The organism is Methylobacterium sp. TK26 (assembly GCF_055361565.1).
Map to the genome: position 1 here is coordinate 2,859,445 of NZ_CM143965.1, position 26,441 is coordinate 2,885,885.

39 protein-coding genes are annotated in these 26,441 nt (G+C 66.9%); 21 read left to right on the forward strand and 18 right to left on the reverse strand.

Features of this window, described 5'->3' with window-relative positions:
• Window positions 1–45 precede the first annotated feature (45 nt).
• Window positions 46–270 carry a hypothetical protein gene (locus ACXJ1Y_RS13830; RefSeq protein ID WP_463846811.1) on the forward strand — a complete coding sequence of 75 codons (225 nt, stop codon included), beginning with the start codon at window positions 46–48 and terminating at the stop codon, window positions 268–270.
• On the forward strand, window positions 267–563 hold the full coding sequence (locus tag ACXJ1Y_RS13835; protein ID WP_463846812.1) for a type II toxin-antitoxin system RelE/ParE family toxin: 297 nt from the start codon (window positions 267–269) through the stop codon (window positions 561–563). Before ACXJ1Y_RS13830 ends, ACXJ1Y_RS13835 begins: the two co-directional genes overlap by 4 nt.
• A gap of 105 nt (window positions 564–668) precedes the next feature.
• On the opposite strand, the gene rpsQ is transcribed toward ACXJ1Y_RS13835, so the two are convergent.
• The 15 genes from rpsQ to rpsL form a co-directional block, all read right to left on the reverse strand.
• Window positions 669–935 carry a 30S ribosomal protein S17 gene (gene rpsQ / locus ACXJ1Y_RS13840; RefSeq protein ID WP_243954713.1) on the reverse strand — a complete coding sequence of 89 codons (267 nt, stop codon included), beginning with the start codon at window positions 933–935 and terminating at the stop codon, window positions 669–671.
• 10 nt (window positions 936–945) lie between these two features.
• Window positions 946–1,164 carry a 50S ribosomal protein L29 gene (rpmC, locus tag ACXJ1Y_RS13845; protein WP_463846813.1) on the reverse strand — a complete coding sequence of 73 codons (219 nt, stop codon included), beginning with the start codon at window positions 1,162–1,164 and terminating at the stop codon, window positions 946–948.
• Window positions 1,165–1,175: 11 nt separating this feature from the next.
• Window positions 1,176–1,589, reverse strand: coding sequence for a 50S ribosomal protein L16 (gene rplP, locus ACXJ1Y_RS13850; protein ID WP_463846814.1), 414 nt, complete (start codon window positions 1,587–1,589; stop codon window positions 1,176–1,178).
• A gap of 8 nt (window positions 1,590–1,597) precedes the next feature.
• The gene (gene rpsC, locus ACXJ1Y_RS13855) at window positions 1,598–2,344 is read right to left on the reverse strand and encodes a 30S ribosomal protein S3 (RefSeq protein ID WP_238206636.1); all 747 of its coding nucleotides are present in this window, start codon (window positions 2,342–2,344) and stop codon (window positions 1,598–1,600) included.
• 10 nt (window positions 2,345–2,354) lie between these two features.
• A complete protein-coding gene (rplV, locus tag ACXJ1Y_RS13860; RefSeq protein WP_238206638.1) occupies window positions 2,355–2,741 on the reverse strand; it encodes a 50S ribosomal protein L22 in 387 nt (128 codons plus the stop codon).
• Window position 2,742: 1 nt separating this feature from the next.
• Window positions 2,743–3,021, reverse strand: coding sequence for a 30S ribosomal protein S19 (gene rpsS / locus ACXJ1Y_RS13865; protein WP_012319190.1), 279 nt, complete (start codon window positions 3,019–3,021; stop codon window positions 2,743–2,745).
• Between the two features lie 5 nt (window positions 3,022–3,026).
• The gene (gene rplB / locus ACXJ1Y_RS13870; protein ID WP_238249991.1) at window positions 3,027–3,863 is read right to left on the reverse strand and encodes a 50S ribosomal protein L2; all 837 of its coding nucleotides are present in this window, start codon (window positions 3,861–3,863) and stop codon (window positions 3,027–3,029) included.
• Window positions 3,864–3,885: 22 nt separating this feature from the next.
• The gene (locus ACXJ1Y_RS13875) at window positions 3,886–4,182 is read right to left on the reverse strand and encodes a 50S ribosomal protein L23 (protein ID WP_463846815.1); all 297 of its coding nucleotides are present in this window, start codon (window positions 4,180–4,182) and stop codon (window positions 3,886–3,888) included.
• Window positions 4,179–4,799, reverse strand: a complete 621-nt coding sequence (gene rplD, locus ACXJ1Y_RS13880; RefSeq protein ID WP_463846816.1) for a 50S ribosomal protein L4 — start codon at window positions 4,797–4,799, stop codon at window positions 4,179–4,181. Before rplD ends, ACXJ1Y_RS13875 begins: the two co-directional genes overlap by 4 nt.
• Window positions 4,799–5,536 carry a 50S ribosomal protein L3 gene (rplC, locus tag ACXJ1Y_RS13885; RefSeq protein ID WP_463846817.1) on the reverse strand — a complete coding sequence of 246 codons (738 nt, stop codon included), beginning with the start codon at window positions 5,534–5,536 and terminating at the stop codon, window positions 4,799–4,801. Before rplC ends, rplD begins: the two co-directional genes overlap by 1 nt.
• Window positions 5,537–5,584: 48 nt before the next feature.
• Window positions 5,585–5,893: a 30S ribosomal protein S10 gene (gene rpsJ, locus ACXJ1Y_RS13890; protein WP_238206654.1), complete on the reverse strand. Its 309-nt coding sequence runs from the start codon at window positions 5,891–5,893 to the stop codon at window positions 5,585–5,587.
• Window positions 5,894–5,966: 73 nt separating this feature from the next.
• Window positions 5,967–7,157, reverse strand: a complete 1,191-nt coding sequence (gene tuf / locus ACXJ1Y_RS13895) for an elongation factor Tu (protein WP_463846818.1) — start codon at window positions 7,155–7,157, stop codon at window positions 5,967–5,969.
• Between the two features lie 44 nt (window positions 7,158–7,201).
• Complete coding sequence (gene fusA / locus ACXJ1Y_RS13900) at window positions 7,202–9,277, reverse strand: elongation factor G (RefSeq protein WP_463846819.1); 2,076 nt, start codon at window positions 9,275–9,277, stop codon at window positions 7,202–7,204.
• 30 nt (window positions 9,278–9,307) lie between these two features.
• Window positions 9,308–9,778, reverse strand: a complete 471-nt coding sequence (rpsG, locus tag ACXJ1Y_RS13905) for a 30S ribosomal protein S7 (RefSeq protein ID WP_012319183.1) — start codon at window positions 9,776–9,778, stop codon at window positions 9,308–9,310.
• 111 nt (window positions 9,779–9,889) lie between these two features.
• Window positions 9,890–10,261 carry a 30S ribosomal protein S12 gene (gene rpsL / locus ACXJ1Y_RS13910; protein ID WP_007557568.1) on the reverse strand — a complete coding sequence of 124 codons (372 nt, stop codon included), beginning with the start codon at window positions 10,259–10,261 and terminating at the stop codon, window positions 9,890–9,892.
• A 477-nt stretch (window positions 10,262–10,738) separates the two neighbouring features.
• Here rpsL and ACXJ1Y_RS13915 point away from each other — a divergent pair, with 477 nt between their 5' ends.
• The 14 genes from ACXJ1Y_RS13915 to ACXJ1Y_RS13980 all read left to right on the forward strand — a co-directional run bounded on the left by ACXJ1Y_RS13915 (window position 10,739) and on the right by ACXJ1Y_RS13980 (window position 18,316).
• Window positions 10,739–11,122 carry a hypothetical protein gene (locus ACXJ1Y_RS13915; RefSeq protein WP_243952434.1) on the forward strand — a complete coding sequence of 128 codons (384 nt, stop codon included), beginning with the start codon at window positions 10,739–10,741 and terminating at the stop codon, window positions 11,120–11,122.
• 321 nt (window positions 11,123–11,443) lie between these two features.
• Window positions 11,444–11,812: a 50S ribosomal protein L14 gene (gene rplN / locus ACXJ1Y_RS13920; RefSeq protein WP_010686182.1), complete on the forward strand. Its 369-nt coding sequence runs from the start codon at window positions 11,444–11,446 to the stop codon at window positions 11,810–11,812.
• Window positions 11,812–12,126, forward strand: coding sequence for a 50S ribosomal protein L24 (rplX, locus tag ACXJ1Y_RS13925; protein WP_238248916.1), 315 nt, complete (start codon window positions 11,812–11,814; stop codon window positions 12,124–12,126). The genes rplN and rplX overlap by 1 nt, the downstream gene beginning before the upstream one ends.
• Window positions 12,119–12,685 (forward strand): 50S ribosomal protein L5, encoded by a 567-nt coding sequence (gene rplE / locus ACXJ1Y_RS13930; protein ID WP_463846820.1) that lies wholly within the window; start codon window positions 12,119–12,121, stop codon window positions 12,683–12,685. The genes rplX and rplE overlap by 8 nt, the downstream gene beginning before the upstream one ends.
• Window positions 12,686–12,724: 39 nt before the next feature.
• Entirely contained in the window at window positions 12,725–13,030 is a 306-nt protein-coding gene (rpsN, locus tag ACXJ1Y_RS13935) for a 30S ribosomal protein S14 (RefSeq protein ID WP_463846821.1), read from the forward strand.
• Between the two features lie 12 nt (window positions 13,031–13,042).
• On the forward strand, window positions 13,043–13,438 hold the full coding sequence (gene rpsH, locus ACXJ1Y_RS13940) for a 30S ribosomal protein S8 (RefSeq protein WP_238248919.1): 396 nt from the start codon (window positions 13,043–13,045) through the stop codon (window positions 13,436–13,438).
• Window positions 13,439–13,460: 22 nt separating this feature from the next.
• The gene (gene rplF / locus ACXJ1Y_RS13945; protein ID WP_243952431.1) at window positions 13,461–13,994 is read left to right on the forward strand and encodes a 50S ribosomal protein L6; all 534 of its coding nucleotides are present in this window, start codon (window positions 13,461–13,463) and stop codon (window positions 13,992–13,994) included.
• Window positions 13,995–14,006: 12 nt separating this feature from the next.
• Window positions 14,007–14,369 (forward strand): 50S ribosomal protein L18, encoded by a 363-nt coding sequence (rplR, locus tag ACXJ1Y_RS13950; protein WP_243952429.1) that lies wholly within the window; start codon window positions 14,007–14,009, stop codon window positions 14,367–14,369.
• A gap of 83 nt (window positions 14,370–14,452) precedes the next feature.
• The gene (rpsE, locus tag ACXJ1Y_RS13955) at window positions 14,453–15,040 is read left to right on the forward strand and encodes a 30S ribosomal protein S5 (RefSeq protein ID WP_463846822.1); all 588 of its coding nucleotides are present in this window, start codon (window positions 14,453–14,455) and stop codon (window positions 15,038–15,040) included.
• Window positions 15,041–15,051: 11 nt separating this feature from the next.
• On the forward strand, window positions 15,052–15,243 hold the full coding sequence (rpmD, locus tag ACXJ1Y_RS13960; protein ID WP_243952426.1) for a 50S ribosomal protein L30: 192 nt from the start codon (window positions 15,052–15,054) through the stop codon (window positions 15,241–15,243).
• Window positions 15,244–15,254: 11 nt separating this feature from the next.
• On the forward strand, window positions 15,255–15,761 hold the full coding sequence (rplO, locus tag ACXJ1Y_RS13965) for a 50S ribosomal protein L15 (RefSeq protein ID WP_342166775.1): 507 nt from the start codon (window positions 15,255–15,257) through the stop codon (window positions 15,759–15,761).
• A gap of 153 nt (window positions 15,762–15,914) precedes the next feature.
• Window positions 15,915–17,258, forward strand: coding sequence for a preprotein translocase subunit SecY (gene secY / locus ACXJ1Y_RS13970; protein WP_243952423.1), 1,344 nt, complete (start codon window positions 15,915–15,917; stop codon window positions 17,256–17,258).
• Window positions 17,259–17,416: 158 nt separating this feature from the next.
• Window positions 17,417–18,019: an adenylate kinase gene (locus ACXJ1Y_RS13975; RefSeq protein WP_463846823.1), complete on the forward strand. Its 603-nt coding sequence runs from the start codon at window positions 17,417–17,419 to the stop codon at window positions 18,017–18,019.
• A gap of 72 nt (window positions 18,020–18,091) precedes the next feature.
• On the forward strand, window positions 18,092–18,316 hold the full coding sequence (locus ACXJ1Y_RS13980; protein ID WP_342166772.1) for a hypothetical protein: 225 nt from the start codon (window positions 18,092–18,094) through the stop codon (window positions 18,314–18,316).
• A gap of 4 nt (window positions 18,317–18,320) precedes the next feature.
• On the opposite strand, the gene ACXJ1Y_RS13985 is transcribed toward ACXJ1Y_RS13980, so the two are convergent.
• On the reverse strand, window positions 18,321–18,692 hold the full coding sequence (locus tag ACXJ1Y_RS13985) for a hypothetical protein (RefSeq protein ID WP_463846824.1): 372 nt from the start codon (window positions 18,690–18,692) through the stop codon (window positions 18,321–18,323).
• Window positions 18,693–18,894: 202 nt separating this feature from the next.
• Between ACXJ1Y_RS13985 and rpsM the strand changes: the two genes are divergently transcribed.
• The 5 genes from rpsM to rplQ all read left to right on the forward strand — a co-directional run bounded on the left by rpsM (window position 18,895) and on the right by rplQ (window position 22,437).
• On the forward strand, window positions 18,895–19,263 hold the full coding sequence (rpsM, locus tag ACXJ1Y_RS13990) for a 30S ribosomal protein S13 (RefSeq protein WP_243952416.1): 369 nt from the start codon (window positions 18,895–18,897) through the stop codon (window positions 19,261–19,263).
• A gap of 167 nt (window positions 19,264–19,430) precedes the next feature.
• Window positions 19,431–19,820, forward strand: a complete 390-nt coding sequence (gene rpsK / locus ACXJ1Y_RS13995; protein WP_010686167.1) for a 30S ribosomal protein S11 — start codon at window positions 19,431–19,433, stop codon at window positions 19,818–19,820.
• A gap of 32 nt (window positions 19,821–19,852) precedes the next feature.
• Window positions 19,853–20,725: an MBL fold metallo-hydrolase gene (locus ACXJ1Y_RS14000; protein WP_463846825.1), complete on the forward strand. Its 873-nt coding sequence runs from the start codon at window positions 19,853–19,855 to the stop codon at window positions 20,723–20,725.
• A gap of 92 nt (window positions 20,726–20,817) precedes the next feature.
• The gene (locus ACXJ1Y_RS14005; protein ID WP_243952413.1) at window positions 20,818–21,852 is read left to right on the forward strand and encodes a DNA-directed RNA polymerase subunit alpha; all 1,035 of its coding nucleotides are present in this window, start codon (window positions 20,818–20,820) and stop codon (window positions 21,850–21,852) included.
• Window positions 21,853–22,026: 174 nt separating this feature from the next.
• Entirely contained in the window at window positions 22,027–22,437 is a 411-nt protein-coding gene (rplQ, locus tag ACXJ1Y_RS14010; RefSeq protein ID WP_342166768.1) for a 50S ribosomal protein L17, read from the forward strand.
• A gap of 81 nt (window positions 22,438–22,518) precedes the next feature.
• On the opposite strand, the gene cckA is transcribed toward rplQ, so the two are convergent.
• Complete coding sequence (gene cckA, locus ACXJ1Y_RS14015; RefSeq protein WP_463846826.1) at window positions 22,519–25,230, reverse strand: cell cycle histidine kinase CckA; 2,712 nt, start codon at window positions 25,228–25,230, stop codon at window positions 22,519–22,521.
• 130 nt (window positions 25,231–25,360) lie between these two features.
• Window positions 25,361–26,428, reverse strand: coding sequence for a flagellar biosynthesis protein FlhB (gene flhB / locus ACXJ1Y_RS14020; protein WP_463846827.1), 1,068 nt, complete (start codon window positions 26,426–26,428; stop codon window positions 25,361–25,363).
• Between the last annotated feature and the right edge of the window lie 13 nt (window positions 26,429–26,441).

A 26,441-nucleotide genomic window follows, 5' to 3' on the forward strand; every position in this document is an offset into this window, starting at 1 on the left:
AGATGATCCGGGGCCGTTGCCGTTCGTGGAGGGATGGACTGCGCCGTGACCGACTTGTTGGAGAAGGCCGTCGATACCGTCCGCCGGATGCCGGCCGAGACCCAGGACGACATCGCCCAGGTGATGCTCGAGCTCGCCCGGATGGGGACACTCTCCCCCATCGATCCGACTCATCTTGACGACGTGCTGGCAGGACTTGCTGAGATTGCGCGGGGCGACATCGCCAGCGACGCCGAGGTCGAGGACGCCTTCCGCCGCTTCACCCCGTGAAACTCGTACTCTCCCGCCGCGCGGTCAGGCGGCTGACGGAGATCGCGGATTACCTAGCCGAACGGAATCCCGCCGCCGCGCAGGATGCTCAAACGACGATCCGCGCCACGCTCGACCTGCTGACACGGTTTCCGCATGTCGGACACCTCGTCGGCCATGAGGGCACTACGCCAAACACGCGCGTCCTCGCGGTCCCGCGCCGCCCCTACCTCATCTACTACCAAGTGGACGAGCTTGCGGAATGCATAACGGTCATCACCATCCGCCACGCGGCCCAACGGCGCTTAAGCTGACGAATGCCACCAGAACGCAAAACGGCGAAGCGATCCCGCGGGGGGATCGCTTCGCCGTCATGGTCCGAGGAAGGAGCGTGGTCGAGCGTGTTGCCCGACCGCGCCTCAGGCGGCTTCGCCGGCCTCGGTCTGAGTGGCGGCCTCGCCCTCGACCAGCTTCCAGGTCTTGAGCTTGGAGAAGGGGCGGCACTCCTCGATGAACACCGTCTGCCCGACCTTGGCCGCATTGGCCTCGTCGTGCGCATGGTAGTTCTTCGAACGGCGGACGGTCTTCTTCATCACCGGGTGGGTGAAGCGACGCTCCACCTTCACGACGACGGTCTTCTCGCCCTTGTCGCTGACGACGACACCCTGCAAAACGCGCTTCGGCATGGTGTTCTCCTCAAGCCTTGGCGGCGGACGCGAGCGTCTGCTGACGCTGCAGCGTGCGCACGCGGGCGATGTCCCGCCGCACCTCACGGATGCGGGAGACGTTCTCGAGCTGGCCGGTGGCCCCCTGGAAGCGCAGGTTGAACTGCTCCTTCTTGAGGTTCAGCAGCTCATCGGAGAGCTGATCAGCGGACAGCGCCTTCAGGTCGGCATGGCGTTGGATGGTCTTCACGAACGATCTCCTTAATCGGCGATGCGCGTGATGATGCGGGTCCGCACCGGCAGCTTCGCCGCGCCGAGGCGCAGGGCCTCGCGGGCGATGTCGGCGGCGACACCGTCGACCTCGAACATGATGCGGCCGGGGTGGATGCGCGCGGCCCAGAAGTCCGGCGCACCCTTACCCGAGCCCATGCGGACTTCGGTCGGCTTGGTCGAGACCGGGACGTCCGGGAATACCCGGATCCAGACACGGCCCTGACGCTTCATCTCACGCGTGATGGCGCGGCGGGCGGCCTCGATCTGGCGGGCGGTGACGCGCTCGGGCTCCATCGCCTTCAGGCCGAACTGCCCGAAGTTCAGATCGAAGCCGCCCTTGGCCGCACCGTGGATGCGGCCCTTGAACTGCTTGCGGAACTTGGTCTTCTTAGGTTGCAGCATGGCTTACCTCACGCGTGCTCGCGCTCGCGACGCGGGCGGTCACGACCACCCTCACCGTCGCGCTCGCGGCGCCCGCCGGAGCGGCCGCCCTCTTCCTGGGCCTTCTTGTCCTGGGCCATCGGATCGTGCTCGAGGATCTCGCCCTTGAACACCCACACCTTGATCCCGCAGGTGCCGTAGGTCGTGAACGCCGTGGCGGTCCCGTAATCCACGTCCGCACGCAGGGTGTGCAGCGGAACGCGGCCCTCGCGGTACCACTCCTGACGGGCGATCTCGGCACCGCCGAGACGACCGGAGCAGTTGATCCGGATGCCCTCGGCACCGAGACGCATGGCCGACTGCACGGCGCGCTTCATGGCGCGACGGAAGGCGACACGACGCTCGAGCTGCTGGGCAATCGAATCGGCCACCAGGGTGGCGTCGATCTCGGGCTTGCGGACCTCGACGATGTTGATGGTCACGTCGGCCTTGGTCATCGTGCCGACGAGCTTGCGCAGCTTCTCGATGTCCGCGCCCTTCTTGCCGATCACCACGCCCGGACGACCCGAGTGGATGGTGACGCGGCACTTCCGGTGCGGACGCTCGATGACGATCTTGGAGACCGCCGCCTGCTTCAGTTGCTTGGTCAGGGCGGCGCGGATCGCGACGTCCTCGTGCATGAGCTTCGCGTATTCGCCCTTGTTGGCGAACCAGCGGGAGTCCCAGGTCCGGTTGATGCCGAGCCGGAGACCGATCGGGTTGACTTTCTGACCCATCAGATCCTCCTCACGCCGCTTCCGCCGCGCGGACTTCGCGAACCACGATGGTGAGGTTCGAGAAGGGCTTCAGAATGCGCGCGCCGCGACCGCGGGCACGGGCGTGGAAGCGCTTCAGGACCAACGCCTTGCCCACGAAGGCCTGGCTGACGACGAGGTCGTCGACATCCAGATCGTGGTTGTTCTCGGCATTGGCGATCGCGCTTTCGAGGCACTTCTTCACATCGGTGGCGATGCGCTTGCGGGAGAACTGGAGATCGGCGAGCGCCGTCTCGACCTTCTTCCCACGAATGAGCTGCGCCACGAGGTTCAGCTTCTGCGGGGAAACGCGCAGCATGCGCGCCACCGCCTTGGCCTCGTTCTCGGGGAGCGCGCGGGGGGTAGCCTGCTTGCCCATATCAGCGCCTCTTCGCCTTCTTGTCGGCCGCGTGGCCGGGGAAGGTGCGGGTCGGCGAGAACTCGCCGAACTTGTGGCCGACCATTTCCTCGGTGACGTAGACCGGAATGTGCTTCTGGCCGTTGTGAACGCCGAAGGTGAGTCCGACGAACTGCGGCAGGATCGTGGAGCGGCGGCTCCAGATCTTGATGACCTCGGAACGCGAGGAACCCCGCGCCGCCTCGGCCTTCTTGAAGAGGTAGCCGTCGACGAACGGCCCCTTCCAGAGAGAGCGTGCCATGGTGGTTACTTCTTGCGGTTGTGGCGGCTGGACAGGATGAAGACGTCGGTCCGCTTGTTGGACCGGGTCTTCTTGCCCTTGGTGGGCACACCCCACGGCGTGACCGGGTTACGGCCGCCGGAGGTGCGGCCCTCGCCGCCGCCATGCGGGTGGTCGACCGGGTTCATCGCCACGCCGCGGTTGTGCGGGCGCTTGCCGAGCCAGCGATTCCGCCCGGCCTTGCCGAGCGAGATATTCATGTGGTCCGGGTTCGACACCGCACCGACGCTCGCGAAGCACTGGCCGTGCACGAGACGCTGCTCGCCTGAGTTCAGGCGAACCGTCACGTAACCCTGGTCGCGGCCCACGATCTGAGCGTAGTTGCCGGCGGAGCGGGCGATCGCGCCGCCCTTGCCGATCTTCAGCTCGACATTGTGGACAATCGTGCCGACCGGCATGGAGCCGATCGGGCCGGCATTACCCGGCTTGATGTCCACGTTCTCGCCGGCCACCACCTTGTCACCGGCGGCGAGCCGCTGGGGAGCCAGGATGTAGCTCTGCTTGCCGTCGGGATAGTTGATCAGCGCGATGAACGCGGTGCGGTTCGGATCGTACTCGATCCGCTCCACGGTCGCGGACACGTTGAGCTGGTCACGACGCTTAAAATCGACGTTACGCAGCGAACGCTTGTGACCACCACCGCGGAAGCGGACGGTGATGCGGCCGAGATTGTTGCGGCCGCCCGAGGAGCTCTTGCCCTCGGTCAGCGCCTTTACCGGCTTGCCCTTGTAGAGCTCACGGCGGTCAACGAGCACGAGCTGACGCAGGCTCGGCGTGACCGGTTTGAATGTCTTCAAAGCCATCGGCTCGTCCTCGAATCCGTCCTCAGAGCCCGGTGGTGACGTCGATCGTGTGGCCTTCGGCCAGGGTCACGATCGCTTTTTTCACATCCGAGCGCTGGCCGCGAAGCCCGCGGAAAACCTTCTTCTTGCCCTTGGTGACGAGCGTATTCACGCCGGTCACCTTGACGTCGAACAGCTTCTCGACCGCTTCCTTGATCTGCGGCTTGGTGGCCTTCGGGGCAACCCGGAAGACAACCTTGTTCTGTTCGGTCTGGTTCGTCGCCTTCTCGGTGATGACCGGGGAGACGATGATGTCGTAGTGGCGCGGATCGGCACTCATTTGAAACGCTCCTCCAGCGCGTCGACCGCCGCCTTCGTGAGCACGAGCTTCTCGCGGCGCAGGATGTCGTAGACGTTGATGCCCTGGACGGGCAGCACGTCGATCTGCGGGATGGCGCGAGCCGCCCGGCCGAAGTTCACGTCGACCTCGGCACCGCCGATGATCAGGGCGTTCGACAGGCCCATCTTGCCGAAGGTCTCGATGAGCCCCTTCGTCTTGTGGTTGTCGACCTTGATGTCGTCAACGACGATCAGGGTCTCGGCCTTGGCCTTGGCGGACAGGGCGTGACGCAGGGCCAGCGCACGGACCTTCTTGGGAAGATCGTGGCTGTGGTCGCGCACGACCGGACCGAAGGCACGGCCACCGCCGCGGAACTGCGGCGCAGACGCCGCGCCGTGACGGGCGTTACCGGTGCCCTTCTGCTTGTAGAGCTTCTTGCGGGTCCGGTTCACGTCCGAGCGGTTCTGCACGGCATGGGTGCCGGCACGCCGCTTGGCGAGCTGCCAGCGGACCATGCGCTGCAGAAGGTCGGCGCGGGGCTCCAGGCCGAAGATCTCTTCGTTCAGGTCGACCGAGCCGGCTCCGGCTCCGTCGAGGGTGGTGATATCCAGCTTCATCACACGGTCTCCTCAGCCGCGGGGGCCTCGGGGGCGGTCTGAGACGCGTCGGCGGAGGAACCGTTCTCACGGAACTTGCCCGGCAGCGGCACGTCGGCGGGGAGCTTGCGCTTCACCGCGTCGCGGATCTGGATCCAGCCGCCAGCCACGCCCGGCACCGCGCCCTCGACGAGGATCAGGCCCCGCTCGGGATCGGTGCGCACGACGCGCAGGTTCTGGGTCGTGACCCGCTCGACGCCGAGATGGCCCGGCATCTTCTTGTTTTTGAAGGTCTTGCCCGGATCCTGGCGGCCACCGGTCGAACCGATCGAGCGGTGGGAGATCGACACACCGTGAGTGGCGCGCAGACCGCCGAAGTTCCAGCGCTTCATACCGCCGGCGAAACCCTTACCCGTGGTGGTGCCCGTCACATCGACGAACTGCCCCGGGATGAAGTGATCCGCCGTGATCTCGGCGCCGACCGGGATCAGCGCGTCCTCGGACACGCGGAACTCGGCGAGCTTCTTCTTCGGCTCCACCTTGGCGACCGCGAAGCGGCCACGCTCGGCGGCGGAGACGTTCTTGACCTTGGCCTTGCCGACGCCAACCTGCAGCGCAACGTAGCCGTTCTTTTCCATCGTGCGGTGGGCAACCACCTGGCACTGATCGACCTTGAGCACCGTGACCGGCACATGCTCCCCCGCGTCCGTAAAGACGCGGGTCATGCCGACCTTCTGTGCAATGACCCCTGAGCGCATAGGTATCTCCCCCGCGCGGTGAAACGGTAAGCTCTAACCCTCAAAGGGTCAGAGCTTGATCTCCACGTCGACGCCGGCAGCGAGGTCGAGCTTCATCAGCGCGTCCACAGTCTGGGGAGTCGGATCGACGATATCGAGGACACGCTTGTGCGTGCGCATCTCGAACTGCTCGCGCGACTTCTTGTCGATGTGCGGCGAGCGGTTGACGGTAAAGCGAGCGATGTGCGTCGGCAGCGGGATCGGGCCCCGGATCTGCGCGCCCGTCCGCTTCGCCGTCGAGACAATCTCGCGGGTCGAGGCATCGAGGATGCGGTGATCGAACGCCTTGAGGCGAATGCGAATGTTTTGACCGTTCATGACCTTCGGGCCTTGAGAGGGAGGGCGGGGAGGCGGATCCCCGCCCCTCCCTTCAGGTTCTGATGTGACGAGATCAGTCGTTGATGGCGGCGACGACGCCGGCACCGACGGTGCGGCCGCCCTCGCGGATGGCGAAGCGCAGCTTCTCTTCCATGGCCACCGGCACGATCAGCACCACGTCCATGGTCACGTTGTCGCCCGGCATCACCATCTCGGTGCCCTCGGGCAGCGTGCACACGCCCGTCACGTCCGTCGTGCGGAAGTAGAATTGCGGGCGGTAGTTCGTGAAGAACGGCGTGTGGCGGCCGCCCTCCTCCTTCGTCAGGATGTAGGCCTCGGCCTTGAACTTCGAGTGCGGCTTCACCGAACCCGGCTTGCACACGACCTGGCCGCGCTCCACGTCCTCGCGCTTCGTGCCGCGCAGCAGCACGCCCACGTTGTCGCCCGCCTGGCCCTGGTCGAGCAGCTTGCGGAACATCTCGACGCCGGTCACGGTCGTCTTCGTCGTCGGGCGGATGCCGACGATCTCGACTTCCTCACCGACCTTGATGATCCCGCGCTCGACGCGGCCCGTCACCACCGTGCCGCGGCCCGAGATCGAGAACACGTCCTCGATCGGCATCAGGAACGGCAGGTCGATCGGGCGCTCGGGCTGCGGGATGTAGGCGTCCACGCTCTCCATGAGCTTCAGGACGGCTTCCTTGCCGATCTTCGGATCCTTGTCCTCGAGCGCCATCAGGGCCGAGCCCTTGGTGATCGGGATGTCGTCGCCGGGGAAGTCGTACTTCGACAGGAGCTCGCGCACCTCGAGCTCGACGAGCTCGAGCAGCTCCTCGTCGTCGACCATGTCGACCTTGTTCAGGAACACCACCAGCGCCGGCACGCCGACCTGACGGGCGAGCAGGATGTGCTCGCGGGTCTGCGGCATCGGGCCGTCGGCCGCCGACACCACCAGGATCGCGCCGTCCATCTGCGCCGCGCCCGTGATCATGTTCTTCACGTAGTCGGCGTGGCCGGGGCAGTCGACGTGCGCGTAGTGACGGTTCGTGGTCTCGTACTCCACGTGCGCGGTCGAGATCGTGATCCCGCGCGCCTTCTCCTCGGGCGCCTTGTCGATCTGGTCGTAGGCCGTGAACGTCGCGCCGCCCGACTCCGCCAGGACCTTCGTGATCGCCGCCGTCAGCGACGTCTTGCCGTGATCCACGTGCCCGATCGTGCCGATGTTGCAGTGCGGCTTGGTGCGGGAGAACTTTTCCTTGCCCATAAGAGCCTCCTAATTCGAATTGAGGTTGGACGAAGAGATGGAGCTTACGCGTACTTGGCGATGACCTTGTCGGCTTCGCCGCGCGGCACCTCTTCGTAGTGATCGAACTGCATCGTGAAGTTGGCGCGTCCCTGCGAGAAGGAGCGCAGCTGGTTCACGTAGCCGAACATGTTGGCCAGCGGCACCATCGCGTTGATGACGTTGGCGTTGCCGCGCATGTCCTGGCCCTGGATCTGACCACGACGGGAGTTGAGGTCGCCGATGACCGAACCGGTGTACTCCTCGGGAGACACCACCTCGACCTTCATGACCGGCTCAAGCAGCACCGAGCCGCCCTTCTGGAGGGCTTCACGGAGCGCCGCGCGTGACGCGATCTCGAAGGCCAGGGCCGACGAGTCGACGTCGTGGTAGGCGCCGTCCACCAGCTCCACCTTGATGTCGACCACCGGGAAGCCGGCGAGGATACCGGCGGTCAGGACCGAGTTGAGGCCCTTTTCGACACCGGGGATGTACTCCTTCGGCACCGCGCCGCCGACGATCTTCGACTCAAAGGCGAAGCCGGCGCCCGGCTCGTTCGGCTCGACCACGAACTTCACCCGGGCGAACTGACCGGTACCGCCGGTCTGCTTCTTGTGGGTGTAGTCGATCTCGGTCCGACGGGTCAGCTTCTCGCGGTACGCCACCTGCGGCTGGCCGATATTTGCGTCGACCTTGTAGGTGCGGCGCAGGATGTCGACCTTGATGTCCAGGTGCAGCTCGCCCATCCCCTTGAGGATGGTCTGACCCGATTCCTGGTCCGTCGAGACGCGGAAGGACGGATCCTCGGCGGCGAGCTTGGAGAGCGCGATGCCGAGCTTCTCCTGGTCCGCCTTGGACTTCGGCTCGACGGCGATCTCGATCACCGGCTCGGGGAATTCCATCTTCTCGAGGATGACGGCCTTCTGCGAGTCGCAGAGGGTGTCACCCGTGCGGGTGTCCTTGAGGCCGGCCAGGGCGACGATGTCGCCGGCGAAGGCCTCCTTGACGTCCTCACGGTTGTTGGCGTGCATCAGGAGCATGCGGCCGACACGCTCCTTCTTGTCGCGGGTCGAGTTGATGACGTTGGCGCCCGACTCGACCTTGCCCGAGTACACGCGGCAGAAGGTGATCGTGCCGACGTGGGGATCGTCCATGATCTTGAAGGCGAGCATGGAGAAGGGATCCGAGTCGGTCGGGTGGCGAACCACCTCTTCCTCGGTCTTGAAGTCGATGCCCTTGATCTCGCCGCGATCGGCCGGGGACGGCAGGTAGTCTACGACGGCGTCGAGGAGCGGCTGCACGCCCTTGTTCTTAAAGGCCGAGCCGCAGAGCACGGGATGGAACGCGCGGCGCTGCACGGCCGTGCGGACGAGCTTGCGAAGGCCCTCCTCGCTCGGCTCCTGGCCGTCGAGGTAGGCCATCATGGCCTCGTCATCCATCTCCACGCAGGCTTCGACCAGCTTGGCGCGGTACTCGACGGCCTGATCCTGCAGGTCGGCGGGGATCTCTTCCTCAGCGTAGTTGGCGCCGAGCGCCTCGCCCGACCATACGATGGCCTTCATCTTAATCAGGTCGACCACACCCTTGAAGGTGCTCTCGGCGCCGATCGGCAGCTGCAGGCACACCGGCTTACCGGCGACGCGGTCGATGATGTCGGCCACGCATTTGAAGAAATCGGCGCCGATCTTGTCCATCTTGTTGACGAACACGACGCGCGGCACGTCATACTTGTCGGCCTGACGCCACACGGTCTCGGTCTGCGGCTCGACGCCCTGGTTGCCGTCGAGGACGCACACCGCGCCGTCGAGCACGCGCAGGGAGCGCTCGACCTCGATGGTGAAGTCCACGTGGCCGGGAGTGTCGATGATGTTCAGGCGCTTCTCGCGCCAGAAGCACGTCGTCGCGGCGGACGTGATCGTGATGCCGCGCTCCTGCTCCTGTTCCATCCAGTCCATCGTGGCGGCGCCCTCATGGACCTCGCCGATCTTATGGGACTTTCCGGTGTAGTAGAGGATCCGCTCCGTGGTCGTGGTCTTGCCGGCATCGATGTGGGCCATGATGCCGAAGTTGCGGTAGTCCTCGATCGCGTGCGTGCGGGGCATCGGACTGCTCCTGAGAGACGGGTGGGCCGCTTACCAGCGGTAGTGCGAGAAGGCGCGGTTGGCTTCAGCCATCCGGTGCGTGTCTTCCCGCTTCTTGACGGCGTTGCCGCGGTTGTTCGCGGCGTCGAGCAGCTCGGCCGACAGGCGCTCGACCATCGTGCGGTCGTTGCGCGAACGGGCGGCCTGGATGAGCCAGCGGATGGCCAGAGCCTGGCGACGCTCGGTACGAACCTCGACGGGAACCTGGTAGGTCGCACCGCCGACGCGGCGGGAGCGGACCTCGATCATCGGGGCGACGTTGTCCAGCGCGGCGCGGAACACCTCGATCGGGTTCGCGCGGGCGCGGTTCTCGACGATGTCGAAGGCGCCGTAGACGATCCTCTCGGCGGTCGACTTCTTACCTTCGTACATGATCGAGTTCATGAACTTCGTCAGCACCACGTCCCCGTACTTCGGGTCCGGGATGATCTCGCGCTTCTCTGCAGAGTGACGACGGGACATTGGCTTAACTTCCAATGAGTAGATCTTAAGCACCTAACGCAGGCCGCCTTGAGCGAAAGGCCGGCGGCATCCTTGTCAGGCAGTGGAAAAGCTGTCTGCGGACCGAAGAAATTACTTCGGACGCTTTGCACCGTACTTCGAACGGCGCTGCTTCCGGTTCTTCACGCCCTGCGTATCGAGGACACCGCGAAGGATGTGGTAGCGCACGCCCGGAAGATCCTTCACGCGGCCGCCGCGGATCATCACCACGGAGTGCTCCTGAAGGTTGTGACCCTCGCCGGGGATATACCCGATGACCTCGAAGCCGTTGGTCAGTCGCACCTTGGCGACCTTACGGAGCGCCGAGTTCGGCTTCTTCGGCGTCGTCGTATAGACGCGGGTGCACACGCCACGCTTCTGCGGGCAAGCGTCCAGAGCAGGAACCTTATTACGGCTCCGCTGGATCTTCCGCGGCTGGGCGATCAGCTGATTGATCGTCGGCATCCTGTGCCCTCTTCCTCGGTCCCTTCCGAACTGCCGGAGCAGTCCGCAAAACGAATATGCGCCGGAAGGGCTAGTCAAAGCCCCTCGGCGCGGTGTGGGCAGAGGATCGCGCCTCGGGAGGCGCGTTCGTACCTACGGATCTGACTTAAGCGTCAGGCGATTTGAGCCTTCAGGTCGCGTCGGGGGCGAGGACGGCGGTTCGGGTCAAACCCGCAGGCCGTCGGCTGCCGAATGCCAACCGAAGTGGGGCGCTTCTAGACGCAACACCCGCCCCGGTCAATGCTCCGGAACCGGAAAAACGCACCCCCGAGAGCCATTAAAGAAGAGTGACCGCCCTGTGGAAGGCCCTGCCCGTGCCGGATCGGGGCAGTCCTAGCGAAACGGAGTCCACGGGGGGTTAATCCGATTCGTCGAATTGTCCGCATCGACGGTGTGCCCGAGGCGGGCGCGCTGGGTGGTGTTCGAGGATAGTCGCGTATGGGTTGCGTCGCAGCGAGCAACGTCGTCCCCTTCCGCCGCGTGTCGGCTCCCCCGCCGATGTCCGAGCGCGAGTCGGGTCTCCGCCGCCGTGGCGAGCAGCGGGTCCTGATGGAGACGGTCTACGCTCTGGGCTCCATGGTTCTCGGCGCGGACGACCGGGAGACGAAGCTCACCGCCTCACGCCTGCAGGTCTACGGCTTCGTGACGATCGAGGAGCTGGGCGAGGATGGGCGCGGCCGCCGCCTTCGCCCGTCGGAGGCGATTCGCGCGCGGATGGATCGCCCGTGGCGCCTGTCGAAGCCGGCCATGGCCGCTCCCGTCACGATCCCGAGTCTCGACGACTTCCTGTTCGAGAACGAACCCCTCGATCAGCCGGCCTGATTCGCGGCGATTCTCCGACTTCCTGTAAGGACGGCGTCGTCTCACCCGAGGCGGCGCCGTCTTGCTTTGGCGCCCCTCGGAAGCGGCCTGTTTCTGGGGCCCCAGCGGTTGCGTTTCTCGCCCACCCGATGTATGGCCCCGGCCTTCGCGACAATTCGGATGGGCCTCGCGCCCGTTCCACCGCGGTGACCGCGCCGGCGTCCCTGACGCCGACAGCGCGGTCGTTCACATGAGCCGGGGACCACAGATCCCCATCAGGCGTCGTCCGCCGGGCAATACCGCCCGCGTGCGGAAACCCGCCTGAGAGAAGGAGTCACGCACGTGATCCAGATGCAAACGAATCTGGACGTCGCCGACAACTCTGGTGCACGCCGTGTGATGTGCATCAAGGTTCTCGGCGGGTCGAAGCGGAAGTATGCCGGCGTCGGCGACGTGATCGTCGTGTCGGTCAAGGAGGCGATCCCGAGGGGTCGCGTGAAGAAGGGCGACGTCATGAAGGCGGTGGTCGTGCGCACCGCCAAGGACGTGAAGCGCGCCGACGGCTCGGTGATCCGGTTCGACAAGAACGCCGCCGTTCTGATCAACAATCAGAAGGAGCCGATCGGCACCCGCATCTTCGGACCGGTGCCGCGCGAGCTGCGCGCCCGCAACCACATGAAGATCATCTCGCTCGCCCCGGAGGTGCTGTGATGGCTGCCAAGATCCGCAAGGGCGACAAGGTCGTCGTGCTGACGGGCCGTGACGCCGGCCGGTCGGGCGAAGTCATTCAGGTGCTGCCGAAGGAAGGCCGGGCGTTTGTGCGCGGCGTGAACCTCGTCAAGAAGCACCAGAAGCAGTCCCAGAACCAGGAAGGCGGCATCATCTCCAAGGAGGCCGCCATCCAACTCTCGAACATCGCGGTCGCGGATGCCAACGGCAAGCCGACCCGCGTGGGTTTCCGCATCCTCGAAGACGGGCGCAAGGTCCGGTTCGCCAAGAGCACGGGGGATCAGATCGATGGCTGAGGCCGACAAGAACGCGTACGTCCCGCGGCTGCGCAAGCACTACGACGAAGTGGTTCGTCAGAAGCTGATCGAAGAGTTCGGCTACAAGAACCCGATGCAGGTGCCGCAGATCGAGAAGATCGTCATCAACATGGGCGTCGGCGAGTCCACCGCGGACTCGAAGAAGGCCTCGGTGGCGGCTGGCGATCTCGCCCTCATCGCCGGCCAGAAGCCGGTCATCACCCGCGCCCGCAAGGCCATCGCGACCTTCAAGGTCCGTGAGGGCATGCCGATCGGCTGCAAGGTGACGCTGCGCAAGCAGCGTATGTACGAGTTCATGGACCGCCTGATCACCATCGCGCTGCCGCGCGTGCGTGACTTCCGCGGCCTGAACCCGCGCTCGTTCGACGGTCGCGGCAACTACGCCCTGGGTCTCAAGGAGCACCTCGTGTTCCCGGAGATCTCCTACGACAAGGCGGAGCAGATGTGGGGCATGGACATCGTCGTGGCGACCTCCGCCACGACCGATGCCGAGGCCAAGGCACTGCTCGCGGCCTTCAAGTTCCCGTTCCGGCAGTGACGTTCCCGAACGTCAGACGCGGACACTGGAGATAGACACATGTCGAAGAAAAGCTCAGTCGAGAAGAACAACCATCGCAAGGATCTCGTGAAGCGCTTCGCTGCCAAGCGGAAGGCGCTGCTCGATATCGCGAACAACGAGTCGATCGAGATGCAGGAGCGCTTCGAGGCGCGCCTGAAGCTCGCCGAACTGCCGCGCAACTCGTCGGCCACCCGCATCCGGAACCGGTGCGAGATCACGGGTCGTCCGCGGGCCTACTACCGCAAGATGGGCATCTCGCGCATCGCGCTGCGGGAGCTCGGCAACCGGGGGCTCATCCCCGGCCTCGTCAAGTCGAGCTGGTAAGGAGGTCCCCACATGGTCAACGATCCCGTGGGTGACATGCTCACCCGTATCCGCAACGGCCAGCTGCGCCGTCGCAATGTCGTCCAGACGCCCGGTTCGAAGCTGCGCGCGAGCGTGCTCAACGTGCTGAAGCGCGAGGGCTACATCCGCGACTTCGCGCAGACCGAGCTGGGCAACGGCCGGTCCGAGTTCGCCATCGAGCTCAAGTACTACGACGGCAAGCCCGTGATCCGTGAGATCAAGCGCGTGTCGAAGCCGGGCCGCCGGGTCTACTCGTCTGTCGGCGAGCTGCCGCGCGTGGCCGACGGCCTCGGCGTCACCATCGTCTCCACCCCGCAGGGCGTCATGGCCGACCACGAGGCGCGTGAGCGCAACGTCGGCGGTGAAGTGCTCTGCACCGTGTTCTGATCGGGACGGAGGAGGACATCCCATGTCTCGCGTAGGCAAGAAGCCGGTTCCCGTTCCGGCGGGCGTCACCGCCACCGTCACGGGCCAGACCGTGAAGATGAAGGGCTCGAAGGGCGAACTGCAGTTCGTCGTTCCGACCCTCGTGAACGTCGCCATGAAGGACGGCGCCATCGAGGTCGAGCCCGTCAACCAGTCGAAGCCCGCCCGGTCCCTCTGGGGTACCTCGCGCGCCCAGATCGCCAACATCGCAACCGGCGTCTCGAACGGCTTCTCCAAGAAGCTCGAGATCACCGGCGTCGGTTACCGCGCCGCCATGGCCGGCAAGGCGCTCAAGCTGTCGCTCGGCTACAGCCACGACATCGAGTACGCCGTGCCGGAAGGCATCACCATCGCCACCCCGAAGCCGACCGAAATCACCATCACCGGCATCGACCGGCAGAAGGTGGGCCAGGTCGCCGCCGAGATCCGCGATTACCGCGGCCCCGAGCCCTACAAGGGCAAGGGCGTTCGGTACGAGGGTGAGTTCATCTTCCGCAAGGAAGGCAAGAAGAAGTAAGGGAGGGCGAAGATGTCTCGTAAGCTCGAAGCCCTCGATCGGCGCAAGGCGCGCGTTCGTCGGGCGATCAAGGCGGCGGCCAATGGCCGTCCGCGTCTCTCGGTGTTCCGTTCGTCGAAGCAGATCTATGCTCAGGTCATCGACGACGTGAAGGGCCAGACCCTGGCCGCCGCGTCCACCATCGACAAGTCGCTCAAGGGCGACCTGAAGACCGGTGCCGATGTCGCCGCCGCGACTGCCGTCGGCAAGCTCCTCGCCGAGCGTGCCAAGGCCGCCGGAGTCACCAAGGTGATCTTCGACCGCTCCGGCTACATCTACCACGGCCGCGTCAAGGCCGTGGCCGAGGCCGCCCGAGAGGGTGGCCTGGAGTTCTAAGTGAAATCGTCCCTCCCCCGTCCGGGGAGGGACTATCGAGCGAGCGGGCCTCCGGGCTCGCGCCAGTGAGATAGGCAAGAATTATGGCACGTGAACGTGAAGGCGGGGGCCGCGGCCGCCGCGAAGACCGCGAGGAGCACGACAGCGAGTTCGTGGACAAGCTCGTCCACATCAACCGCGTCGCGAAGGTTGTGAAGGGTGGCCGTCGCTTCGGCTTCGCCGCCCTGGTCGTCGTCGGCGACCAGAAGGGCCGCGTCGGCTTCGGCCACGGCAAGGCCCGTGAGGTGCCGGAGGCCATCCGCAAGGCGACCGAGGCCGCCAAGCGCGGGCTCATCCGCGTGTCGCTCCGCGAGGGCCGGACCCTGCACCACGACGTCAACGGACGTCACGGCGCGGGCAAGGTGATCCTCCGCGCGGCCCCGCAGGGAACCGGCATCATCGCCGGTGGCCCGATGCGCGCCGTGTTCGAGACCCTCGGCATGCAGGACGTCGTGGCCAAGAGCCTCGGTTCCTCGAACCCCTACAACCTCGTTCGCGCCACCTTCGAGGCGCTGAAGAACGAGGACAGCCCGCGCGCCGTGGCGGCTCGCCGGGGCCTCAAGGTGTCCGCGCTTCAGTCGCGCCGCCGCGATGCCGATCCGGCCGATACGTCCGAAGCTGCGGTCGCGTAAGGGAGGATGGCATGGCTGACAACACCAAGACCGTCCGCATCGAGCAGATCGGTTCGCCGATCCGCCGCGAGGCCAGCCAGCGCGCGACGCTGATCGGCCTCAAGCTGAACAAGCTGCACCGGGTCGCCGAGCTTGAGGACACGCCGGCCGTGCGCGGCATGATCCGCAAGGTGAATCACCTTGTTCGCGTCCTCGAAGCCTGAGGAGGTGACCGATGAAGCTTAACCAGATCAGCGACAATCCCGGCGCCACCAAGGACCGGATGCGTGTCGGCCGGGGCATCGGCTCCGGCAAGGGCAAGACCGCCGGACGCGGCGTGAAGGGTCAGAAGGCCCGGACCGGCGTGGCCATCAAGGGCTTCGAGGGCGGCCAGATGCCGCTTCACCGTCGCCTGCCGAAGCGTGGCTTCAACAACATCCACGCGGCGGACCTGAACGAGGTGAACCTCGGCCGGATCCAGGCCGCCGTGGACACGGGGCAGCTCGAGGCCGGCGCGACCATCACGGTCGAGACCCTCGTCGCCGCCGGCATCCTCGCCCGTCCCCGCGACGGCGTGAAGCTGCTGGGCGTCGGCGAGCTGACCTCGAAGCTCAGCTTCGAAGTCACCCGCGCCTCCAAGTCGGCCGTCGAGGCCGTCGAGAAGGCCGGCGGCTCGGTCAGCGTGGTCTACGCCTCCGGCGTCTCGACCCGCGGCAAGGCCGAGGCCGAGGCGACCGCCTGAGGCAGACGGCGGCCGCGCGACACGTTGCGCGGCGCGTCCCCGGCCTTTAAGTCGGAGACCATCGAGCGGCGGCCCCACGCGACCTCGCGCGGGCCGCCGCTTTTTTCGTTTCATCCGGGCACTCGCCCGGCGACACGCGTAGGACGCGACGCTATGGCCTCAGCCGCCGAGCAGCTTGCCGCCAACCTCAACTTCGGCGCGATCGCCAAGGCCGATGAGCTGAAGAAGCGCATCTGGTTCACGATCGGCGCGCTGATCGTCTTCCGGCTCGGCACCTACGTGCCGATCCCCGGCATCGATCCGGAGCAGTTCGCGCGGAACTTCCAGCAGCAATCGGGCGGCGTGCTCGGGCTGTTCAACATGTTCTCCGGCGGTGCCGTCGAGCGCATGGCGATCTTCGCGCTCAACATCATGCCGTACATCTCGGCCTCCATCATCGTGCAGCTCCTGACCTCGGTCATCCCGAGCCTGGAAGCGCTGAAGAAGGAGGGGGAGTCCGGCCGCAAGGTCATCAACCAGTACACTCGCTACCTGACGGTGGTGCTGGCCCTCGTGCAGTCCTGGGGCATCGCGGTGGGCCTGCAGGGCTCCTCGGCGGCCATCGATCCGGGGCCGTTCTTCCTCGCCTCGACGGTCATCACCCTGACCGGCGGCACCCTGTTCCTGATGTGGCTCGGTGAGCAGATCACCTCGCGCGGCATCGGCAACGGCTCGTCGCTCATCATTTTCGCGGGCATCGTCGCGCATCTTCCGGTGACGATCATCGGCGCCCTGGAGCTCGGCCGCACCGGCGCCCTCTCGCCGGTCATCATCCTCGGCGTGGCCGTGGCCGCCGTCGCCCTGGTCTACTTCATCGTGTTCATGGAGCGCGCCCAGCGCCGCATCCTGATCAACTACCCCAAGCGTCAGGTCGGCAACCGCATGTACGAGGGCCAGACCTCGTTCCTGCCGCTGAAGCTCAACACGTCGGGCGTCATCCCGCCGATCTTCGCCTCGTCGCTGCTGCTGCTGCCGGCCACCGCCGCCAGCTTCTCGGCGAACAACGGCAGCGGCTGGCTCGGTGCGGTCACGGCCTATCTCGGCCATGGCACGCCGCTGTTCATGGCGCTCTACGCGGCCCTGATCATCTTCTTCACGTTCTTTTACACGGCGGTTGTCTTCAACCCGCAGGAGACCGCCGACAACCTGAAGAAGCATGGCGGCTTCATCCCCGGCATCCGTCCGGGTGAGCGCACGGCGGCCTTCCTCGACAAGGTGCTGACCCGCATCACGGTGATCGGTGCCCTGTACCTGACCCTCGTGTGCCTTTGCCCGGAGATCCTCTCCTCCTACGCCTCGGCGAGCCTGGGCTTCGGCGGCACCTCCCTGCTGATCCTCGTGACGGTGACGATGGACACCGTGGCGCAGATCCATGGGCACCTGATGGCGCACCAGTACGAGGGCCTTGTGAAGCGCGCGAAGCTCCGGGGTGCGTCGGCCGGCCAGCGCCGCCGCTGAACGGCGACAGAAGCGCGGAAATGAGCGAAGTCCGCCCAATGGCGGGCTATCGCCGTCCGCGCAAGGCGCTAGAAACAGACCCCAAGGGGGCGATGCCCGGGCTGGCGTCGTCGAATGGATCCGGAGCCCGGGAAAGCGGGCCCTAAGAGGACAACGCCATGCGCATCATTCTGCTCGGACCGCCCGGCGCGGGGAAGGGCACGCAATCCGAGCGAATCGTGAAGAAGTACGGCATTCCGCAGCTCTCGACCGGCGACATGCTCCGCTTCGCCGTGGCGGCCGGCACGCCCGTTGGGCTGCAGGCCAAGGCCGTGATGGAATCGGGCGGGCTCGTCTCGGACGAGATCGTCGTCGGCATCGTCGCCGACCGGATCGAGCAGGCTGACGCCAAGCCGGGCTTCATCCTCGATGGCTTCCCCCGCACCGTCGCCCAGGCCGAAGCGCTGGGCAAGATGCTTGCCGGCAAGGGTCTCGAACTCTCGTCCGTGATCGAGCTGAAGGTCGATGAGGACGCCCTGGTCGGCCGCATCGCCAACCGCGCCGCCGAAGCCGCCGCCCGCGGCGAGGCCGTGCGCAAGGACGATACGCCGGAAGTGTTCAAGCAGCGCCTGGAGGCCTACCGGGCCCAGACGGCGCCGCTCTCGGCCTATTACGACAAGCTCGGCATGCTGAAGACCGTCGACGGCATGAAGCCCATCGACTCCGTCACAGAGGATCTGACGGGAATCCTGGAGCCGCACCGGGAGCGCATCGCCTCCTGAGGCGTTGGGCGGGTCATCCGAGGGGCGTTCGCCGGCCGGCGGGCGCCCCTTTTTTCTTGTCCGGAAGCACCGATGATCGCCCGCCTGACCCTGGCCGCCGCCCTCCTCGTCGCAGGGGGCGCCCTGCCCGCCGCCGCGCAGAGCCCGGCCCAATCTTTCGTCTACGGCCAGAAGCAGTTCCGCAACGCCTGCCGCCCGCCGCTGAAATACGCCGCCGGCGCCTGCGTCCGGCGCTGCCCAGGGGGCTATCGCGACGAAGGCCGCACCTGCCGCCTGTCGAATCAGCGGATGCGCTGACCCGTCAGGGCCGGGTGCGCGCGGCTTCGGCCGCGCGGCTCGGCCCGAAGAAGTTGAGGATATCCACCGAGAGGGAGCGGCGGCCGAATCGGCGCAAGGGATGCTCCTCGTGATCCCCCGACCGCAATTCGATCATCGCGGTCATCGGATTGTAGCGGAAGGCCACCCGCTCGCCGCCGAACGAGGCCCAGAGCGTCCCGCCCGCCCCATCATCGGCATCTTGGAGACTCACGCTCTCCGGCTCCGCGACGGCGAGGATTCCACCTACCACCGCGAGCAGGATGGGGACGACTTCCTCGGCGTTCGGCTCGGCGGCTTGCATCACGCCCGCCACGTAGCGTCGGAGGGTATCGCCGTGATGCGTCGCCTGCGTCATTGCTTTTTGTTCCCATAAGATTGACAGGCCGCCTCGCGCGGAGTAGCAGACCCCCCTTCGTCCAACCGAACGATGGTTCGAGGTGCCCTGAAGAGGGGCCGCCACGGGCCGCGTCGTCGTTGCACGCGCGCAGGGGCCGGCCTCCACCGGACGCGCGCGAAACCCGAGCCCGGCACCGCCGGGCCTCACATGGAGTGAGACCGTGGCCCGTATCGCAGGCGTTAACATCCCGACTGGCAAGCGCGTCGTCATCGCGCTTCAGTACATCCACGGCATCGGCCCCAAGAAGGCTGAAGAGATCACCGGCAAGGTGGGCATCCCCGCCGAGCGTCGCGTCAACGAACTGACCGACGCCGAGGTTCTCTCGATCCGTGAAGCCATCGACCGCGACTACATCGTGGAAGGCGACCTGCGTCGCGAGATCTCGATGAACATCAAGCGGCTGATGGATCTCGGCTGCTACCGTGGTCTGCGTCACCGCAAGCAGCTGCCCGTGCGCGGCCAGCGGACCCACACCAACGCCCGCACCCGCAAGGGCAAGGCGAAGCCGATCGCCGGCAAGAAGAAGTAATTTTTTTGGATTGGGAGGCCGTGCGTCGCTCGGCCTCCTCCCGCGGCGGGTGTCCCTTGGCGGATCCCGCTCAGCCTCGCCGGTCCTGCAAGACCGCAAGGCCAAGTCCCTAAAGAATCCCGAGCGCCTGGTATTACGGGCGTGCCTGAAGGAAGAGTGGAAGTCAGATGGCCAAGGAACCGCAACGCGTTCGTCGTCGTGAACGCAAGAACATCGTGTCGGGCGTCGCCCACGTGAACGCCTCGTTCAACAACACGATGATCACCATCACCGACGCCCAGGGCAACACCATCTCGTGGTCGTCCGCCGGCGCGATGGGCTTCAAGGGCTCGCGCAAGTCGACGCCCTACGCCGCCCAGGTCGCCGCCGAAGACGCCGGCCGCAAGGCCGCCGAGCACGGCATGCGCACCCTCGAAGTCGAGGTGTCGGGCCCCGGCTCCGGCCGCGAGTCCGCGCTCCGCGCCCTCCAGGCCGCGGGCTTCACCGTGACCTCGATCCGCGACGTCACCTCGATCCCGCACAACGGCTGCCGTCCGCGCAAGCGTCGTCGCGTCTGATCGACCATCCTTCGGCGAAAAGGGAGAAGCTTATGGCGGGATCGAAGCCACTGCCCGGCGTGCTGCGTTGGAACCTCGGCGACCTTACGGTCACCGCGCTCAACGACGGCTGGTTCCAGGCGAGCCTCGATCTCGTCACGGGCATCGACAAGGGAGAGGCGGCGCGCCTGCAGCGGGCCGGCTTCCGCACCGAGCAGCCGAAGATCACTCTGAACTCCTTCCTGATCACCGGGCCCGGCCGCAAGCCGGTCCTGGTCGATACCGGCTACGGCGCCCTGGCGCCGGTCGAGACCATGGGACGCCTGGGCGCCGCTTTGGCGACCACCGGCGTCGCGCCCGAGGACGTGGAGACGGTGCTGATCACGCACCTGCATCCCGACCATTGCGGCGGTCTCGCCCAGGACGGCAAGGCCGTCTACCCGAATGCCGAGATCGTCGTGCATTCGGATGAGGCGGCGTTCTGGCTTCCCGACGAGGCGCTTTCCCGGGCGCCGCAGGATGCCAAATCGTATTTCGAGGGCGCGCGGAATGCCGTGGCGCCCTATGCCGGCCGGATGCGCGAGCATCGCGGCGGCGAGGTGCTTTCCGGCATCGAGGCGGTCCATCTCCCCGGCCATACGCCGGGGCATTGCGGCTTCCGCGTGTCGTCGGGCGCCGAGTCGCTGCTGATCTGGACCGATGTGGTCCACCTGCCGGCGATCCAGTTCAAGAACCCCGATGCGGGCGTCGGCTTCGACGTGGACGGCGATCAGGCCCGGGAGACGCGCAAGCGGATCATGGATCAGGCGGCGTCGGAGCGGAGCTTCATCGCCGGCTGTCACCTGGAATTCCCAGCCCTCGGCTACGTCGATCGCGACGGGGCCGGGTACAGCTTCGTCCCGGCCCTGTGGGTCGGCGGCGAGTGAGTCCAGATAGATGAATCGAGACCGGGCGGTGTGCCAGGGGGCGCCCCCACCCGGCCGGAACGTGGGTACCGGACGATGCGGACCCGCGAGGCGTGAGAGGTAGGACCGTGGTCATTCAGAAGAATTGGCAGGAACTCATCAAGCCGAACAAGCTGCAGGTCTCGACGGGCGATGACCCCAAGCGGATCGCGACGGTCGTCGCCGAGCCGCTCGAGCGCGGCTTCGGCACGACCCTGGGCAACGCCCTGCGGCGCGTTCTGCTGTCCTCGCTCCAGGGCGCGGCGGTGACGTCGGTGCAGATCGACGGCGTGCTGCACGAGTTCTCGTCCATCCCCGGCGTCCGCGAGGACGTGACCGACATCGTCCTGAACATCAAGACGATCGCCATCCGCTCGCAGACCGACGCCCCCAAGCGCATGACCCTGCGCAAGACCGGCCCCGGCACGGTGACGGCGGGCGACATCGGCACGGTCGGCGACATCCAGATCCTCAATCCCGAGCTCGTCATCTGCACGCTGGATGACGGCGCCGAGATCCGCATGGAGTTCACGGTTTCGACCGGCAAAGGCTACGTCCCGGCCGAGCGCAACCGCCCCGAGGACGCGCCGATCGGCCTGATCCCGGTGGATTCCCTGTTCTCCCCGGTGACGAAGGTCAGCTACCGCGTCGAGACCACCCGCGAGGGCCAGGATCTCGACAAGGACAAGCTGACCATGACGGTCGAGACCAACGGCGCCGTGAGCCCCGAGGATGCGCTGGCCTATGCCGCCCGCATCATCCAGGACCAGCTCCAGGTGTTCGTGAACTTCGAGGATCCGCGCAAGGAAGAGGCCGCGCCGCTCACGCCGCAGCTGCCCTTCAACCCGGCGCTGCTCAAGAAGGTGGACGAGCTGGAGCTGTCGGTCCGTTCGGCGAACTGCCTGAAGAACGACAACATCGTCTATATCGGCGACCTCATCCAGAAGTCCGAGGGCGAGATGCTGCGCACCCCGAACTTCGGCCGCAAGTCGCTCAACGAGATCAAGGAAGTGCTGGCCGGCATGGGCCTGCACCTCGGCATGGATGTCCCCGGCTGGCCGCCGGAGAACATCGAAGATCTCGCCAAGCGCTTCGAAGAGCATTACTGAGCGCCTGCGGCGCTTAGTGGGCGAATAGGGAATAGCGAATAGCGAATAGGGAAGCTTGCGAAACGAGATGGTGGAGCCTTACTGCGGCCGACCACTCGCTATTCGCTACTTCGCTATTCGCTCAACAGGCGGCCGACCCTTGGCACGGCGGTCGCGAACAACAGGAGAGCCACCATGCGTCACGGGTACCGCGGTCGTCGTTTCAACCGCACCGCCGAGCATCGCCAGGCGATGTTCGCCAACATGTCCGCCGCGCTGATCAAGCACGAGCAGATCGTCACCACCCTGCCGAAGGCAAAGGACCTGCGTCCGGTCGTCGAGAAGCTGATCACGCTCGCCCGCACCGACAGCGTGCACGCCCGCCGCCTCGCCATGTCGAAGCTGCGCGACGCCGACATGGTCAAGAAGCTCTTCTCGGTGCTGGGCCCGCGCTACCAGGGTCGTCCGGGTGGCTACTGCCGCATCATGAAGGCCGGCTTCCGCCAGGGCGACAACGCCCCGCTCGCCGTGATCGAGTTCGTGGATCGCGACGTCGATGCGCGCGGCAAGGATTCCGGCCCGTCGCAGATCGCCGACGCCGCCTGAGGCATTCGCTGTTTCATAAAAAAAGGCCGCCCCGGTTCGTCCAGGGCGGCCTTTTTCGTTGGAGCGGTGAGGCTTTCAGCCTCAATCCGCCATCGTCTTCTTCACGGTCTCGACGAGCTGCTTCAGACTGAAGGGCTTGGGCAGGAAGTTGAAGGCTTCGCCCTCCGGCAGGTTCTTGCGGAAGGCGTCCTCGGCATAGCCCGAGACGAAGATCACCTTCAGGTGCGGCTGGTGCTTGCGCACCTCACGGAGCAGGGACGGGCCGTCCATTTCCGGCATCACCACGTCCGAGACCACGAGGTCGATGGGCTGCTCGCCGTCGCGGACGATGGCAAGCGCCTCCAGGCCGGAGGCGGCTTCCAGCACCGTGTAGCCCCGCGCCGAGAGGGCGCGGCTGTTCACGGCCCGCACCGGATCCTCGTCCTCCACGAGGAGGATCACGCCCTGGCCGGTATGGTCCGTCGCCGGTCGGCGGGGCGCCGGGGGGGCCGCCTTGGTGCCGGACGCGGCGGCATCCTGCGGCCGCCCGTCGGCCAGGGCCGGCGCCTCCGCCGGGGCCACCTCCGGGACGGGGATGTGGCGGGGCAGATAGATCTTGAACGCCGTGCCCCGGCCCACCGTCGATTGCACGTCGATGGTGCCGCCGGATTGCTTGACGATGCCGAACACCGTCGAGAGGCCGAGGCCCGTGCCCTTGCCGATCTCCTTGGTGGTGAAGAACGGCTCGAAGATCTTCTCCATCAGCTCGGCCGGGATGCCCTGGCCGGTGTCGCAGACCTCGATGAGGACGTGATCCCCGGCCGGCGGGCCGCCGCGCCCGTCGGTCGCCGCCTGCGGGCCGGGATCGACCACGTTCTCCGTGCGGATCGTCAGCTTGCCGCCTTCCGGCATCGCGTCGCGGGCGTTCACCGCGAGGTTCACGATCACCTGCTCGAACTGGTTCACGTCGGCCTTCACCGGCCAGACGTCGCGCCCGTGCTTCAGTTCGAGGGTAACGCGCTCGCCGAGGAGGCGCTTCAGAAGTAGCGTGAGCTCCGACAGGCTCTCGCCGACATTCATCACCTCCGGCCGCAGGGTCTGCCGCCGCGAGAACGCCAGGAGCTGGCGGACGAGGCCCGCCGCCCGGTTGGCGTTCTGCTTGATCTGCATGATGTCCTGGAAGGCCGGATCGTTCGGCCGGTGGCTCGCCAGGAGCAGATCCGAATAGCCGATGATCGCCTGCAGGACGTTGTTGAAGTCGTGCGCGATGCCCCCGGCCAGCTGGCCGACCGCGTTCATCTTCTGCGCCTGCGCGACCTGCTGCTCCAGTTGGCGCTGGGCCGTCGTGTCGAGGGCGTAGAGGATCACCCGCTCGGCTTCGTCCGCCTGCTCGCCCTCGTTGCCGCCATCGGCCGGGCTCAGCCACAGCCGCGCCGAGCGTCCGCCCGGCCCCTGCAGCAGCACCTCGATGGGCTCGGCCTCGGTGATGCCGCTGGCCGCGCGGTTGAGGCCGGCTTCCAGCGCCGTCCGGTCCACGACCGAATCGTTGAGGTTCGGCTCGGCGCGGGTGCCGCCCTCCCCTTCCAGTTCCGCCTCGTCGGAGGTGAGCGGCGCGGTGCCGAACAGCCGCGTGAACGAGGCGTTGGCGCGGGCGATCCGGCCGTTGCGGTCGAGCGTCGCGATGGCGATGGGCGAGTTGTTGAGGAAGCGGGCGAGGCGCACCTCAGCGGCGCGCTGCGGCTCGTCCGCGTCGGCCCCGGCCGAGCGGTTGATGACGAAGGTGCGCGAGGCGCCGGGCTTCCCGTCCTTGCCGAAGGCGACCCGGTGGTAGAGGCGCACGGGCACCGTGTGGCCGTTGCGGCGGCGCAGATCGAGGTCGAACCGGTCGGTGCGGACCTCGCCGGGCAGGCCGGCGGTGCGAATCAGGACGTCGGCGCTGGGGGCGATCTCGGTGAGGTGCAGCCCGCCCGAGCCGACGCTGGCGAGATCGTAGCCGAGCCACGCGGCGAGCGTGGCGTTCATGTAGACGATGGTGCCCGTGGGGCTGATCGACAGGAAGCCCGCCGGGGCGTGGTCGAGATAGTCGATGGCGTGCTGCAGTTCCTGGAAGACGTTTTCCTGCCGCTCGCGCTCGGCCGTCACGTCGGCGACGGTCCAGAGGGAGGCGGCCCGGCGCGGGCGCGGCAGGGGCCGCACCGACACCCTGTACCAGCCGAAATCGCGCTCGCCCGCCACGCCCGCCATCTGCCCGAGGGGCGGCGCCATGCGCATCTCCTCGGTGTGCGGGCGTCCGTCGCGGGCGGCCTGGGAGAGGCGGTAGACCGCCTCCGACACCTCCGGCGAGCCGACGAAGATCCGCTCCACGGGGGCGAGGTTCGTGAAGCTGTCGCCCCCGGCGAGGCGCAGATACGAAGCGTTGGCGTAGATGAGCCGCCCGCCATCCTCCACCACGAGGGCGCCGTCGGGCCCGCCATCGACGATGGCGCGGGTGATGTCGTCCCGGGCGTTGCTGCCGGAGAGCTGGATCGCGCCGATGGCGAGGGCGAAGAGGAAGAACACGCCGGCCATGGCGAGCAGCGCCAGCAGCCACACGATGAGCGCCTGCGCCTGTTCATTGGCGACGAAAGACAAGCCGATCGCCGCGCCCACCAGCAGCCCCGCGAGCATCAGGAGCAGGCCGACACGGCCGGGCTGCTCCGAACGGTCGATGGACCCGTTCACCGGCGGCTGAACCGCCAGGATCTCGGACGTGCTCTCCGGCCTCGCCGGGTCTGCCTTCAAAGTCGGGGCCGGGGATCCGGTCACGTCGGCCATCGGGGTCTTTCCAGAAACGGGCTCCGGTTTGGCCCGCGGTCCGCCCCACGGCAAGGGGCGTCGGACCACGGACGGCACCAAGCCCATCAAGAGCTTCGCGCAAAATGGTGGAGGAAGGGTAGCCCCGCCCTCACGCGGCCCGGCGGCGCAGGCGCATCACGAAGCCGATCACCTCCGCCACCGCCTTGTAGTGCTCGGCCGGAATCTCCCGGTCGATCTCCACGGTGGCGTGCAGGGCGCGGGCAAGGGGCGGATTCTCTACGATGGCGACGTCATGCGCCTTCGCGACCTCGCGGATGCGCAACGCCAGGGCGTCGACGCCCTTCGCGACGCAGATCGGCGCGGGCATCCCCGCCTCGTAGCGCAGGGCCACGGCGTAGTGGGTCGGGTTGGTGACGATGACGGTGGCCCCCGGCACGGCGGCCATCATCCGCTTCTTGGAGCGGGCCATGCGCAATTGCTTGAGCTTGCCCTTCACCTCGGGGTTGCCCTCCGATTCCTTCATCTCCTGCTTGATCTCTTCCTTCGACATCCGCAGCCGGCCGCGCCAGCGGAAACGCGCATAGAGATAATCCGCCCCGGCGATGGCGACGTGGACGGCGAGCATCCCCGCCAGGAGCTTGAGGCTGAGGGTCAGCACCGCCGGCAGGCAGGCGCCGGGATCGAGCCGGGCGAAGACCTCCAGCCGGTCGCGGTCCCGCCACAGGATGGCGCCGCCGACGACGCCGACGGCGATCATCTTCGCGAGACCCTTGCCGAACTGGAACAGGGCCTCGACGCCGACGATGCGCTTGAACCCCGCCATGGGCGAGATGCGCTCGAATTTCGGCATCAGCGCCTCGGCGTTGAACACCGGAGGGTGCTGGAGATAGCCCGCCGCGACGCCCGCCACGAGGGCGACGCCCACCGGCACCGCCACGGCTTCGAGCCAGATCCACAGGCCGCTGCGGGCGGCCCGCGCCATGGCCCAGGGCCCGTCCGGCACTTGGTGGGCGTTGGCGAGGAAACTGGTGAGGCTGCGCATCAGGCCGCTGGCGATGCTCGGCGCGGCCACGAGGAGGGCGAGGGTGAAGGCGCCGAGGATCGCAAGGGTGTTCACCTCGATGCTCTTGGCGACGTCGCCGCGTTCGATCGCCTGTTCGATCCGCCGCGGAGTCGGCTCTTCGGTCTTGTCTTCCTGTTCCGCGCCCTCGGCCATGGCTCAGCGCCTC